10 protein-coding genes are annotated in these 13,358 nt (G+C 67.5%); 8 read left to right on the forward strand and 2 right to left on the reverse strand.

Annotated elements, in window-relative coordinates; genetic code table 11:
* The first annotated feature begins 277 nt into the window (after positions 1–277).
* The 4 genes from AC3ARF_RS03755 (at position 278) to AC3ARF_RS03770 (ending at position 3,340) form a co-directional block, all read left to right on the forward strand.
* On the forward strand, positions 278–1,372 hold the full coding sequence (locus AC3ARF_RS03755; protein ID WP_498930400.1) for an OmpA family protein: 1,095 nt from the start codon (positions 278–280) through the stop codon (positions 1,370–1,372).
* 222 nt (positions 1,373–1,594) lie between these two features.
* On the forward strand, positions 1,595–2,110 hold the full coding sequence (locus tag AC3ARF_RS03760; RefSeq protein ID WP_498930402.1) for a hypothetical protein: 516 nt from the start codon (positions 1,595–1,597) through the stop codon (positions 2,108–2,110).
* A 90-nt stretch (positions 2,111–2,200) separates the two neighbouring features.
* On the forward strand, positions 2,201–2,929 hold the full coding sequence (locus AC3ARF_RS03765) for a pseudouridine synthase (RefSeq protein ID WP_498930404.1): 729 nt from the start codon (positions 2,201–2,203) through the stop codon (positions 2,927–2,929).
* Between the two features lie 159 nt (positions 2,930–3,088).
* Entirely contained in the window at positions 3,089–3,340 is a 252-nt protein-coding gene (locus tag AC3ARF_RS03770) for a hypothetical protein (RefSeq protein ID WP_498930406.1), read from the forward strand.
* 78 nt (positions 3,341–3,418) lie between these two features.
* Here the strand turns inward: AC3ARF_RS03770 and kbl are convergent, their stop codons facing one another.
* Positions 3,419–4,627: a glycine C-acetyltransferase gene (kbl, locus tag AC3ARF_RS03775; RefSeq protein ID WP_498930408.1), complete on the reverse strand. Its 1,209-nt coding sequence runs from the start codon at positions 4,625–4,627 to the stop codon at positions 3,419–3,421.
* Between the two features lie 149 nt (positions 4,628–4,776).
* Positions 4,777–5,814: an L-threonine 3-dehydrogenase gene (gene tdh, locus AC3ARF_RS03780; protein WP_498930410.1), complete on the reverse strand. Its 1,038-nt coding sequence runs from the start codon at positions 5,812–5,814 to the stop codon at positions 4,777–4,779.
* Between the two features lie 278 nt (positions 5,815–6,092).
* Here tdh and AC3ARF_RS03785 point away from each other — a divergent pair, with 278 nt between their 5' ends.
* From AC3ARF_RS03785 to folC, 4 genes are all read left to right on the forward strand, one after another.
* On the forward strand, positions 6,093–8,243 hold the full coding sequence (locus AC3ARF_RS03785) for a S46 family peptidase (RefSeq protein ID WP_498930412.1): 2,151 nt from the start codon (positions 6,093–6,095) through the stop codon (positions 8,241–8,243).
* A 769-nt stretch (positions 8,244–9,012) separates the two neighbouring features.
* Positions 9,013–11,175, forward strand: coding sequence for a S46 family peptidase (locus AC3ARF_RS03790; protein WP_498930414.1), 2,163 nt, complete (start codon positions 9,013–9,015; stop codon positions 11,173–11,175).
* Between the two features lie 150 nt (positions 11,176–11,325).
* Positions 11,326–11,967, forward strand: a complete 642-nt coding sequence (locus AC3ARF_RS03795) for a histidine phosphatase family protein (protein WP_498930415.1) — start codon at positions 11,326–11,328, stop codon at positions 11,965–11,967.
* Between the two features lie 123 nt (positions 11,968–12,090).
* The gene (gene folC, locus AC3ARF_RS03800) at positions 12,091–13,353 is read left to right on the forward strand and encodes a bifunctional tetrahydrofolate synthase/dihydrofolate synthase (RefSeq protein ID WP_498931745.1); all 1,263 of its coding nucleotides are present in this window, start codon (positions 12,091–12,093) and stop codon (positions 13,351–13,353) included.
* The last annotated feature ends 5 nt before the right edge of the window (positions 13,354–13,358 follow it).

Here is a 13,358-nt window from a genome sequence, read left to right on the forward strand (position 1 = left end):
AGGCCGTACCAAGGCCGGCTGCGAGGCGCGTTGAACGGCCGAGTGGCCGGTCCTCGGTGCTTTCACCGTCCTTCCACCCGGCCTCCTGTCCAATGTGAACCAACGCTGAGGTACGGATGAGAATGCCGGGAACTTGGCGGATTGTTAGACGCGTGTTAACACGGCTTTCACACCTGTAAACTTAACCTGCCCGGGATGGCGTCGCACAGGTCGCCGTCCTGAACGGTAAGGAACCTCGAAGACGCGGTTTCCATTTTTGATCCAAGGAGAGATGAGAATGAATAAGAAGCTTCTCTGTGCCGCCCTGTTGGGTGGTCTGTCGCTCGCCCAAGTCGCGGGTGCGCAGGAGTTTGATGACCGCTGGTACCTCACCGGTTCGGCCGGCTTCAACATCCAGGACAACGCGCGCGGCACCCGCAATGCGCCGTTCGTGGGTCTCGGCCTGGGCAAGATGATCAGCCCGAACTGGTCGCTCGATGGTGAGCTGAACTACCAGAACCCGAAGTTCGACGACAACCAGGACATGCTGTGGAGCCAGTACGGCATCTCGCTGGACCTGCGTCGCCACTTCATGCAGGAAGGCCGCAACTGGAACCCGTACGTGCTGATGGGCCTCGGCTACCAGCGTTCGGAAGAAGAGTTTGACGCCTTCCCGAGCCCGGATTCCCCCGGTCAGCGCGAAGACGGTAACCTGGCCGCCAAGGTCGGTCTGGGCCTCCAGGGCGGTGGTGATCGCGTGAAGATCCGCACCGAGCTGGCCTATCGCCTCGACATGGATGATTCGAGCGTTGCTGCTCCGGAAGAGGACAGCTTTGGTGACCTGCTGGCCTCGGTCGGCGTGATCATCCCGCTGGGCGCCGCTGCTGCTGCCCCGGCTCCGGCGGCTCCGGCTCCGGCCGCGCCGAACTGCGCCGACCTCGACGACGACGGCGACGGCGTCAACAACTGCGACGACAAGTGCCCGGGTTCGCAGGCTGGCCAGACCATCGGTCCGGATGGCTGCCCGGTGCCGGTGTCGATCGACCTGAAGGGCGTGAACTTCGACTATGACAAGTCGAACCTGCGTCCGGATGCGGTCGCCATCCTGTCGGAGGCCGTCGAGATCCTGAAGCGCTATCCCGAGCTGAAGGTCGAGGTTGCCGGTCACACCGACTCGAAGGGCACCGATGCCTACAACCAGTCGCTGTCCGAGCGTCGCGCCAAGGCTGTGTACGACTACCTGACCAGCAACGGGATTGATGCCTCGCGCATGACCGGTCCGAACGGCTACGGCGAGAGCCGTCCGATCGCGCCGAACACCAACGAAGATGGTTCGGACAATCCGGAAGGCCGTGCGAAGAACCGTCGCACCGAGCTGAACGTCCAGAACTGATCTGGGTGAATGGCGGGTGCATCCGCACCCGTCGCAGTACCTCGAAGCCCGGCCTCGTGCCGGGCTTCGTCGTTTACGTCTTGGGAATTGGAGACATTGGTTCAGAGTTGCTCGGGCAACATGGTGGCGCGCGCCGGGACTGTGGCCACCTTCACTGTTTTTGCGCTGGGCAAAGCGCGCGCCCGGGGCTACAGTCTGTCCACGCCATTTGGGGAACCCACCATGCGTCATCTACTGCTTACTCTACCTATGATGATGCTGTCCGGTCTCGTGGCCGCGCAGGACGGTGCATGTGGTGCCATTGCCCAGTCGCAGTCCGCTGCCACTGCCGTGGCGCCCGAATTGCCCGTGCGCGCATCGCGGCTGGGCGCGCCGGCAGGCGTTCTCGCCCAGGCCTACGACGAATCGCAGTCGGTGGACAGCGTGCTGAACCGCATGCGCGTTAGCGAATGCCGTAGCGTCGCCGCCAAGGCTTCCGGCGCGCCGGCGGCCACCATGGCTTCGACCGCTGCAGTTACGCCGGCTTCGGATGCTGCGGTCGACCCGGCTACCTACAAGCCGAAGACCAAGGACGACAACACCCCGTGGCGCTTCGACATGAGCCAGAACGGCAAGCGGATGACGGCCGAGGAGTTTGACGCGTGGATGAAGGCGCGCGGCGTGCGTGTGGCCAAGGGCGCGCCGGCCGCAGCCAAGCCCGGTGAGGCCCCGGCTGCCGAGGATCCCAAGGCGAAGTGATTTGCAACGGCGTCCGGCGCCCGCCGGATGTCGCGTTTCCCTGCTGACTCGCAGGAGCGACGGCCGCGAAAGCGGCCGTTCCTTTAAGCAATGATGACCAACGCACCAAGACACGGTTTGGCACGCGTGCTCTCCAAGCACGGCGTGTGTTCACGTACCCAGGCGGCCCAATGGATCATGGCTGGACGGGTCTCAGTGGACGGCAGCGTGATTCGCAATCCGGAATTCCCGGTGGTGCGAGGGCAACATCGCGTGGAAGTCGACGGCCAACCACTGGACGGCGCTGAGCGCCTGTACGTGATGCTCAACAAGCCCCGCGGCCTGGTAACCAGCGCCAGGGATGAGCATGGCCGCGACACCGTGTACCGGTGCTTCGACGGCGCCCCACTGCCCTGGTTGGCGCCCGTTGGCCGCCTGGACAAAGCGAGCGAAGGCCTGCTGCTTTTCAGTAACGATCCCGAATGGGCCGCACGTGTCACTGACCCCAGGCACGGTCTGGACAAGACCTACCATGTCCAGGTGGACACGATCCCCCCGCCTGAACTGCTGCGTGCGCTCGAGACCGGTGTCGATGACGATGGCGAATGGCTGGGCGCCAAGCGCGTCAGCTTGCTGCGCACAGGCGCCAAGAACGCCTGGCTCGAGATCGTGCTGGATGAAGGCCGCAACCGACAGATCCGGCGCTTGCTGGCTGCGCACGACGTAAGCGTCCTCCGACTGGTCCGGGTACGCGTGGGCAACCTGGCCATCGGCGACCTGCCCAAGGGGAGCTGGCGCAAGCTGGACCCGCGGGAAGTGGCGGAGCTCGGCTCACGCTGATCGCCCGTGGCCTCCGGTGCCTTGGACCCGGGTGAAAGACGCACGGCATCACAGCTTGCGGATCCGGCGGGAGCCACTCGCGCGTAATGTGCGCTCAGGCAAGTTTTCCGATTAGCGACTCCCTAACACTTCGGCCCACAGTCGAAGAGGAGGGGAGCAATGCACAAGTACGTTTTGACGGCAGTCCTGACCATGGTGGCGGCCAACGCCCAGGCGGCCCAGCCTGCGCCGACCACCCAGTACAAGCCGCGCACCCAGCAGCCGGCCGATGCCAACCGCTTCTACATGGAGCAGAACGGCAAGCGGATGAGCGCCGAGGAGTTCGATGCCTGGATGAAGTCGCGTGGCATTCGCGTGGCGACCGGCAAGCCGACCAAGCCGGCTGACAAGCCCGAGTCCGACAAGAAGTAATGAAGTTGCCGGGGCCGCGGCGCATTCGCCGCGGCCTCGTGCCCAGCCGACCCGAGGGTCAGCTGGTCAGGGCGGTCATCAGCCCTTGAGTACCCCCAGTTCGTGGCCGATGCGGATGAACGCATCGATCGCGCGGTCCAGGTGGTCGCGCGTATGTGCAGCCGACATCTGCGTGCGGATGCGCGCCTGGCCCTGCGGCACCACCGGGAAGAAGAAGCCGATCGCGTAGATGCCTTCCTCGAGCAGGCGCTCGGCGAAGCGTTGCGCCAGGGGCGCGTCGTACAGCATCACCGGGCTGATCGGGTGAACCCCCGGCTTCACGTCGAAGCCCGCGACGGTCATCTTCTCGCGGAAATAGGCGGTGTTCTCCGCCAGCTGCTCACGCAGGTTGCCCGCGGTGGACAGCATCTCGAACGCCTTGATGCCGGCGGCGACCACGTGCGGCGGCAGCGAGTTGGAGAACAGGTAGGGGCGCGAGCGCTGGCGCAGCATTTCGATCACTTCGCGCCTGGCGGTGGTGAAGCCGCCCAACGCACCCCCCATGGCCTTGCCCAGGGTGCCGGTGAAGATGTCGATCTTGTCCATCACGCCCTTGACCTCGGCCGAACCACGGCCGGTGGCGCCGAGGAAGCCGGTGGCGTGGCACTCGTCGATATGCACCAGCGCGCCGTACTGCCTGGCCAGGCGGGTGATCTCGTCGAGCGGGGCGATGAAGCCGTCCATCGAGAACACGCCATCGGTGGTGATCATGATGGTGCGCGCACCGTCGGCCTTGGCCTGCTGCAGCTGCTTCTCCAGGTCGGCCATGTCGCAGTTGGCGTAGCGGTAGCGCTTGGCCTTGCACAGGCGTACGCCGTCGATGATCGAGGCGTGGTTGAGCGCGTCGGAGATGATCGCGTCCTGCTCGCCCAGCAGCGGCTCGAACAGGCCGCCATTGGCGTCGAAGCAGGCGGCGTAGAGGATGGTGTCCTCGGTGCCGAAGAAGTCGGCAATGGTCTTTTCCAGCTGCTTGTGCAGGTCCTGGGTGCCGCAGATGAAGCGCACCGAGGCCATGCCGAAGCCGTGGGTATCCAAGGCCGCCTTCGCGGCGGCGATCACGTCCGGGTGGTCGGCCAGGCCCAGGTAGTTGTTGGCGCAGAAGTTCAGCACCGTGCGGCCGTCGGCGAGGGTGATCTCGGCCGACTGCGGGCTGGTGATGATGCGTTCGGACTTGAACAGCCCCTGCGCGCGGATCGCGTCGAGTTCGTCGGCGTAGCGGGCGGTCAGGGAGACATTGGCATCGGACATGGCGGATTCCGTGGAGGGCGCGAGGGCGGGGCGCATTCTAGTCAATGCGCCGTTTGGGACGGCTGCGTGCACCGCGGACCACGGTGGCGACCAGGCCGAGCAGCAGCACGGCCACCACCGAACCCAGCACCGCGGCGGTCATTGGGGCCTCAGTTCCAGCTGAGCACGACCTTGCCGGCCTTGCCCGATTCCATCAGCTCGAAACCTTCCTGGAAGGAATCGATCGGCAGCTGGTGGGTCAGCACCTTGCCCAGCGGGAAACCGCCCAGCACGAGCTGCGTCATCTTGTACCAGGTCTCGTACATCTTGCGGCCGTAGATGCCGTGCAGGGTCAGGCCCTTGAAGATGATCTTGTCCCAGTCCGCGCCGGCGCCCTTGGGCATGATGCCGAGCATGGCGATCTTGCCGCCGTGGTACATGCAATCGAGCATGTCGTTGAACGCGCGCGGGTTGCCGCTCATCTCCAGGCCCACGTCGAAGCCTTCCATGTGCAGGTCGGCCATCACGTCCTTGAGCGAGGTGTTGGCGACGTTGACCACGCGGGTGGCGCCCATGTCGGCGGCCAGTTTCAGGCGGTAGTCGTTGACGTCGGTGACCACCACGTTGCGTGCGCCGATGTGCTTGCAGATGCCGGCGGCGATGATGCCGATCGGACCGGCGCCGGTGATCAGCACGTCCTCGCCGACCACGTCGAACTCCAGCGAGCAGTGCGCGGCATTGCCGTAGGGGTCGAAGAAGGCGGCCAGCTCCGACGGGATCTGGTCGGGGATCGGCCACAGGTTGCTGGCCGGCATCACGATGTACTCCGCAAAGGCGCCGTTGCGGTTCACGCCGATGCCCACGGTGTTGGGGCACAGGTGCTGGCGGCCGGCACGGCAGTTGCGGCAGTGGCCGCAGACGATGTGGCCTTCGGCCGAGACGCGCTGGCCGACCTTGTAGCCGGTGACGCCGGCGCCTAGCTCGACCACGCGGCCGACGAACTCATGGCCGATGACCAGGCCGGGCTTGATGGTGCGCTGGCTCCACTCGTCCCACAGGTAGATGTGCAGGTCGGTGCCGCAGATCGCGGTCTTCTCCAGCTTCACCAGCACCTCGTTGGGGCCGGGGGCGGGGATCGGCACCTCCTCCATCCAGATGCCCTTGGTCGCTTCGCGCTTGACCAGCGCCTTCATCATCGTCTGCGTCATGGAGGTGTCCTTCGGGGGCATCCTTCGGGGACGCCGGGGGCCGCAATTATACGCGGGTACCTGCGGGCGGCCCGGGGCGGAACGAGGCGGCGCGGTGCGCTGGATCATGTGGCGGAGCACGGCGGGGCATGCCGGTTGCACGCTCCACCCACGGGTTTGCCGCACTTGGCGGAAGCGCCCCGGGGCGGCGAGCGGCCCGCGCCCGGCGGACGTTCCGGGTTTGCCGCGCCGTGGCACGCTGGCCTATCGTTCCAGTCCCGCATTCCACCGGAACGACCATGCGCCGCCGCCTGCTTGCCCTGTCACTTTCCCTGGCCGCCACCGGCGCCGTCGCCAACGAGGGCATGTGGATGCCGTCCCAGCTGCCGGACATCGCCAAGCAGCTGCGCCAGGCCGGCTTCCAGGGCAAGGCCGCCGAGCTTGCTGGCCTGGCCCAGCCGCCGATGAACGCGGTGGTCAAGGTCGGCGGCGCCAGCGGCGCGTTCGTGTCCAAGGACGGACTGGTGCTGACCAACCACCACGTGGCCTTCGGCGTGATCCAGTACAACAGCAAGCCGGGCCGCGACCTGATCCAGGACGGCTACATCGCCGCCGATCGCGCGGCCGAGCTGCCGGCCAACCCCGACTACCGCGTGCTCGTTACCACCGGCTTCGACAAGGTGACCGACCGAATCCTCGCCGATGCGCGCGGCAAGCAGGGCCGCGCCTACTTCGACGCGGTGGATACCGCGACCAAGGCCGTCGTGGCCGAGTGCGAGCGCGACGCGGGCTACCGCTGCAGCGTCGCCAACATGTACTACGGCACCGACTTCTACCTGGTCAAGCAGCTGGAGCTGCGTGACGTGCGGCTGGTGTACGCGCCGCCGAATGACATTGGCAATTACGGCGACGAGATCGACAACTTCATGTGGCCGCGCCACACCGGCGACTTCACCCTGCTGCGTGCCTACGTGGGCAAGGATGGCAAGCCTGCCGACTACTCACCGGACAACGTGCCCTACGTGCCGCCGTCGCACCTGCAGGTGTCCACGCGCAATGTGAAGGAAGGCGACTACGCGATGCTGGCCGGCTACCCGGGCGTGACGTTCCGCCACCGCATGGCGTCGGAGTTCGCCAACCAGATCGAATGGCAGCTGCCGTCGCGGGTCGCCCTGTTCGACGGCATGATCAAGACCATTGAAGCGGCCAGCGCGAACGACGAGGATGCGCGCGTACGTTACGCGTCGCAGGTGAAGAGCTTCAAGAATTCGCTCAAGCGCGCGCAGGGCGAGTTGGATGGGCTGCGTCGCAGCAACGCCGTGAGCGTCCGTCGCGAGGACGAGACCGCCATGTACGCGTGGCTGGAGCGCCAGTCCGATGCGGCGGCCATCCGCACCGATATCGCCGCGGCTCAGGCAGTCCTGGACCGCGGGGTGGCTACCCGCGAGCGCGACCAGCTGCTGGCCGCGATCAACAACCAGACGCAGCTGCTGCGTTCGGCGATCACCCTGCAGCGCCTGGCGCACGAACGCACCAAGCCCGACGCCCAGCGCGAGTCGGGCTACCAGCAACGCGACGAAGTGCTGATCACCGGTCAGCTGAAGCAGGTGCAGCGTCGCTATTCGCCAGCGGTGGAGAAGGCCCTGCTGGCGCACCTGTTGGCCCAGTACCAGGCGTTGCCGGCCGACCAGCACGTGGCCGAGTACGACGCGGTGTTCGGTACCACGGCGGAACAGGCGAAGGCGAAGCTGGACGCGCTCTACGCTGGCACCGGCCTGGGTGAGGAAGCCGCGCGCCTGCAGGCGATGCAGGCGGACGTTGTCACGCTGCAGGCGTCCAAGGACCCGCTCATGCAGGCTGCTGCGACGCTGCTGCCGGCGGTCCTTCGCCTCGATGACGAGTCCAAGACCAGTGCGGGCGAGCTGCTGCGCCTGCGCCCGGCCTACATGCGCGCGCTGATCGGCTTCCGCAAGTCGCAGGGGCGCGCGGTGTACCCCGACGCCAACTCCACCCTGCGCGTCAGCTACGGCCGGATCCAGTCGATGGACCCGCACGACGGCATCCATTACACGCCGCTGACCACGGTGCAGGGCATCGTCGAGAAGCACACCGGCGTGGATCCGTTCATCGCGCCCAAGCCGCTGCTGGACGCGATTGCCAAGGGCGACTTCGGCACCACCGCCGAGCCCAGCCTGAAGACGCAGACGGTCAACTTCCTCACCAACCTCGACACCACCGGCGGCAACTCCGGTTCGCCGGTGCTGGATGCGAAGGGGCGGCTGATCGGCCTGAACTTCGACAGCAACTGGGAGGCGGTGAGCGCCAGCTGGATGTTCGATCCGCGCTACAAGCGGGCAATCCACGTGGACATGCGCTACATGCGCTGGCTGATGGCGAAGGTGTATCCGGCGCCGCACCTGCTGGCTGAGATGGGGTTGCCGGCGGAGTGACTTGAGGCGTCGCTTCGGTGGGGCGGGCGGTGCCCTGAGCGGGTATTGCTCCAGCCCTCCGTCGCGGCATCCTGCCGCGAGTCGGGCCGCGGGCCATCCATGGCCCGCTTTTACGCAACACCCGCTCAGGGCACCGCCCTCGTCGGCGCGTGTGGGGTGTCGAGCCTCAAGCTCGGCGCGTCGACGGCAAGGGGTCCAGTGCAGGACCGCGAAGGGTCAAGCGTACGACCTCGAAGCCTGACGCTCCGACCCCAGCAGGTCCGGCCGCGGACCCCGAGGGTGCAAGCGTCGACCTCGAAGCCCGACATCTCGACTCCCGCAAGTCCAGGCGTCGAGCTCAAAGTCCGACGCTTCCACCTCACCAGGTGCAACCGTGGACCCCGAGGGGTTCCAGAGGTCGACCATGACGCTCGATGTTTTGACCCCAACAGGTCCAAGCGCCGACCTCGAAGCTCGACGCTTCGATCCCGTCAGGCCCATGCGTCATGTAGCGCCTTGCCTTTGCTTTGCTTTCCCTCATTCCCCTGCACCGGTTGGGGGGGGGGAGGGCGTCGGTGTGGGGATCGCGCAAGAGCCGGCCATGGATGGCCGGCGGCCCGACTCCGCGCAGGATTGGGCGGACGGAGGGTCGGCGCGGTCTCCACACCGGCGCCCTCCCCGCGACCACAGCCAACCCTATTCAGCCCAATCCCCTGCCAGAAGTCACAGGCTAACGCCCCCCGTTCCCCGCTAGACTCGGCCATTCGATTTTCGCAATGGGAGTACGTGCATGCGTCATACGGTGTTGGCCACGGCGATCGCGCTGGCCGGAATGGGGACCGCGGTGGCGGGCGAGGGCATGTGGGTGCCGCAGCAGCTGCCGGAAATCGCCGGCCCGCTGAAGAAGGCCGGCCTCAAGCTGAGCCCCAAGCAGCTGTCCGACCTCACCGGTGACCCGCTGGGCGCCGTCGTCTCGCTGGGCGGCTGCACCGCCGGCTTCGTCTCCCCGCAGGGCCTGGTTGCGACCAACCACCACTGCGCGTATGGCGCCATCCAGCTCAACTCCACCCCGGAGAAGAACCTGATCCGCGACGGCTTCTACGCCGCCACCCCGGGCGCAGAACTGTCCGCCGGCCCCAACGCGCGCATCTACGTGCTCGACGCGATCACCGACGTCACCGGCCAGTTCAAGGCCACCATCGCCGCCGCCCCGGACGCGCTGGCCCGCACCAAGGCCGCCGACGCGCTGGAAAAGAAGCTGGTGGCCGAGTGCGAGGCCGAAGCCGGCTACCGCTGCCGCGTGTACAGCTTCTCCGGCGGCAACGTCTACCGCCTGTTCCGCAACCTCGAGATCAAGGACGTGCGCCTGTCCTACGCGCCGCCGAGCAGCGTGGGCAAGTACGGCGGCGACGTCGACAACTGGATGTGGCCGCGCCACACCGGCGACTTCTCGTTCTACCGCGCCTACGTGGGCAAGGACGGCAAGCCGGCCGCGTTCTCGCCGGACAACGTGCCGTACCAGCCCAAGCACTGGCTGAAGCTCGCCGACAAGCCGCTCGGCGAGGGCGACTTCGTGATGGTCGCCGGCTACCCGGGCCGCACCGCGCGCTACGCGCTGGCCACCGAATTCGACGACACCGCCGGCTGGACCTACCCGACCGTGGGCCAGCACTACAAGAACACGATCGCGATGATCGAGGCCGCCGGCGCCAAGAACCCGGACATCGCGGTCAAGTACGCCGCGACGCTGGCCAGCCTCAACAACACGATGAAGAACTACGAAGGCCAGCTCGAGGGCTTCAAGCGCATCGGCGCCGCCGAGACCAAGCGCAAGGAAGAGGCCGAAGTGCTGGCATGGCTGCGTGCGCAGGGCGACGCCGGCAAGGCCGGCCTGGCCGCGCACGCCAAGCTCGTCGAGCTGGGCGACGTCGCCCGCGCCACCCGTGAGCGTGACCTGGTGTTCGGCAACCTGCGCAGCACCGGCGTGCTGGGTGCTGCGTCGCAGCTGTACCGCCTGTCCATCGAGAAGGCCAAGCCCGACGCCGAGCGCGAGCAGGGGTACCAGCAGCGCGACATGCCGGCGCTGGAAGGCGGCATGAAGCAGATGGAGCGCCGCTACCACCCCGACATGGATCGCGAACTGCAGCAGTACTGGCTGCGCGAGTACCTGAAGCTGCCGCAGTCGCAGCGCGTGGCGGCCGTGGACAAGTGGCTGGGCGGCAACGACGAGAAGGCCATCCAGCGCGCGCTGGACAGCCTGGCCAAGAGCGAGCTGCGCAACGCCGACAAGCGCATGGCGCTGATCGGGGCCGACCGCGCCACGTTCGAGGCGAGCAAGGACCCGGCCATCCAGTTCGCCGTGGCGGTGATGCCGACGGCGCTGCAGTTGGAAGAGACCGCCAAGACCCGCGCCGGCGAATCCCTGCTGGCGCGCCCTGCCTACCTGCAGGCGATTGCCGACTACAAGAAGAGCAAGGGCGAGTTCGTCTACCCGGACGCCAACTCCAGCCTGCGCATCACCTTCGGCAACGTCACCGGCTACACCAAGCTGGACGGCAGCATGCAGAAGCCCTTCACCCTGCTGGAAGAGATCCCGGCCAAGGACACCGGCGTGGACCCGTTCGACGCGCCGAAGGCGCAGTTGGACGCCATTGCCGCCAAGCGCTACAGCGGCCTGGCCGACAAGCGCCTGGGCACGGTGCCGGTCAACTTCCTGTCCAACCTGGACATTACCGGTGGCAACTCCGGCTCGCCGGTGCTGGACGCGCACGGCAAGCTGGTCGGCCTGGCGTTTGACGGCAACTGGGAATCGGTCAGCTCCAACTGGGTGTTCGACCCGGTCATGACCCGCATGATCGCCGTCGACCAGCGCTACATGCGCTGGATCATGCAGGAGGTTTTCCCGGCTCCGGCGCTGTTGAAGGAAATGAACGTGGCGCCGAAGGGCAAGTAACCCTTCGCCATCACCAGCGCAGTGCGAAGAACGCCGGCCCCGCGCCGGCGTTCTTCTTTTTGGGCGGCAAGGTTGCGACCGCAACCGTTGCAGCCCTGAAGCGGTCTGCTAGGCTCCGTTCTCCCGCGACATCCCCACGCCAGAGTCACCATGCGCATCCTGCTTGCACGCCACGGCGAAACCCCGTGGAACGCCGAGGGCCGCTACCAGGGCCAGGAAGACATCCCACTCTCCCCGGTGGGCGAGGGCCAGGCCCGCGCGCTGGGCGAACGCCTGCGCGAGGTGACCATCACCCGAGCGGTGGCCTCGCCACTGCGCCGCGCGCGCCATACCGCCGAGCTGGCGCTGGGCCAGCGCGACCTGCCGCTGACCCTGGATCCGGGCCTGATGGAAATCGCCCACGGCACCTGGGAAGGCCTGCTGGCCAGTGAAATCCGCGAGGCCGACCCCGAGCGCCTGCGGCTGTGGCGCGAAGCCCCGCACGAGGTGCTGATGCCCGAAGGCGAGTCGCTGCAGCACGTGCTCGACCGTGCATGGCCGGCCTTCGCCCGTGCCACCGAGGGTCTTGGCGACGATGACACGCTGCTGGTGGTGGCCCACGACGCGGTCAACCGCGTGCTGCTGTGCAAAATCCTCGGCATCCCGCTGGCGCAGTTGTGGGGTTTCCGCCAGGCCCCCACCACCCTCAACCTGCTCGAAGGCCCCGACGTGGACCACCTCGAGGTGGTGCGCCTGAACGACTGCAGCCACCACACCGCGCTGTTCGGGGAAGCGGTCCACCGGGCGTTGTGATGCAATAGGCGCCCCCAACGCTGCATCCCGCCCCCCAAGGGTGGGCCCGTGACCTTGAGCAAGCTCACCACGCTGGCCGACTGGCTGGACCACATCGAACGCCAGCATCCCAAGTCCATCGACATGGGGCTGGACCGCGTGCGCGCCGTCGCCACCGTCATGGGGCTCAAGCGCCCCGCCAAGCGGGTGATCACGGTGGGCGGCACCAACGGCAAGGGCTCGACGGTGGCCTTCATCGAGTCCATCGCCCGCGCGGCGGGCTGGAAGGTCGGCGCCTACACCTCGCCGCACCTGCTGGCCTACAACGAGCGCGTGCGCCTCAACGGCGAGGATGCCGATGACGCGTCGCTGGTCGCCGGCTTCGAGGCGGTGGAGGCCGCGCGCGGCGACGTCGCGCTGACCTATTTCGAGTACGGCACGCTGTGTGCCCTATGGCTGTTCCAGCGCGCCAAACTTGACCTGGCGGTGCTCGAGGTGGGGTTGGGCGGGCGGCTGGACGCGACCAACGTGGTTGATCCCGATGTGGCCGTGATCACCACCGTCGATCTCGACCACCAGGACTACCTGGGCGACGACCGAGAGGCCATCGGCGCGGAAAAAGCGGGCATCGCGCGGGCGTGGAAGCCGCTGGTGCTGGGCGACGACATGCCCCCGTCGAGCGTCCTCGGTCATGCCTACGCCATCGGCGCGTCCGCCGTGCGTGCGGGTTGCGACTACTTCTTCGAGCCGCTGGATGCCGATACGTGGCGCTGGCGCGAGGTGGGCTTCAGCGCGACGCTGCCGCGGCCCCATCTGGCGGCGCCCGTGCAATTGCGCAACGCGGCCACCGCCATCGCGGCATTGCGCGCCCTGCCCAGGCCTCCGTCGCGGCAGGCGCTGGCGGCCGGTATCGCCAACGCGCGGCTGGCGGGACGGCTGCAACGGTTTGAGCGCGATGGGGTGGAGATCGTCGTGGACGTGGCCCACAACCCGCAGGCCGCAGGCGAGTTGGCCGCATGGCTGGGGCAGGCGCGGCGCACTCCGACGTGGTTGGATCCGGAGCCCTCGACTCCCGAGCCTTCCCTGCCGCCGCAGGCGCCGGGGGTGACCCGTGCGGTCTACGCCGCCCTCGCCGACAAGGATGCTGTCGGCGTCGTCGGCGCGTTGGCCGGGCAAGTGGACGCCTGGTACCTCGCCGGGCTGGCCGAGCACGGCCCGCGCGGCACGGACGTGGGCGCGCTGGCCACGCGCCTGGCGGACACCGCCGCCGCATCGGCGCCGCAATTCGCCGACGTGCGCCAGGCGCTGGCCGCCGCCCGTGCCGAGGCCCATGCCGGCGACCGGATCCTCGTATTCGGCTCGTTCCATACCGCCGCGGATGCGCTTGCGGCGTTGGCGGCTGAATGAACCAC

This window comes from Lysobacter sp. KACC 24251 (assembly GCF_057747755.1).

Bases quoted from the DNA above. Each gene is read 5' to 3' on its own strand.
- AC3ARF_RS03765 (WP_498930404.1), top strand. From the start codon at position 2,201: ATGATGACCAACGCACCAAGACACGGTTTGGCACGCGTGCTCTCCAAG.
- AC3ARF_RS03755 (WP_498930400.1), top strand. From the start codon at position 278: ATGAATAAGAAGCTTCTCTGTGCCGCCCTGTTGGGTGGTCTGTCGCTC.
- AC3ARF_RS03770 (WP_498930406.1), top strand. From the start codon at position 3,089: ATGCACAAGTACGTTTTGACGGCAGTCCTGACCATGGTGGCGGCCAAC.
- AC3ARF_RS03785 (WP_498930412.1), top strand. From the start codon at position 6,093: ATGCGCCGCCGCCTGCTTGCCCTGTCACTTTCCCTGGCCGCCACCGGC.
- kbl (WP_498930408.1), bottom strand. From the start codon at position 4,627: ATGTCCGATGCCAATGTCTCCCTGACCGCCCGCTACGCCGACGAACTC.
- AC3ARF_RS03790 (WP_498930414.1), top strand. From the start codon at position 9,013: ATGCGTCATACGGTGTTGGCCACGGCGATCGCGCTGGCCGGAATGGGG.
- AC3ARF_RS03795 (WP_498930415.1), top strand. From the start codon at position 11,326: ATGCGCATCCTGCTTGCACGCCACGGCGAAACCCCGTGGAACGCCGAG.
- folC (WP_498931745.1), top strand. From the start codon at position 12,091: ATGGGGCTGGACCGCGTGCGCGCCGTCGCCACCGTCATGGGGCTCAAG.
- tdh (WP_498930410.1), bottom strand. From the start codon at position 5,814: ATGACGCAGACGATGATGAAGGCGCTGGTCAAGCGCGAAGCGACCAAG.
- AC3ARF_RS03760 (WP_498930402.1), top strand. From the start codon at position 1,595: ATGCGTCATCTACTGCTTACTCTACCTATGATGATGCTGTCCGGTCTC.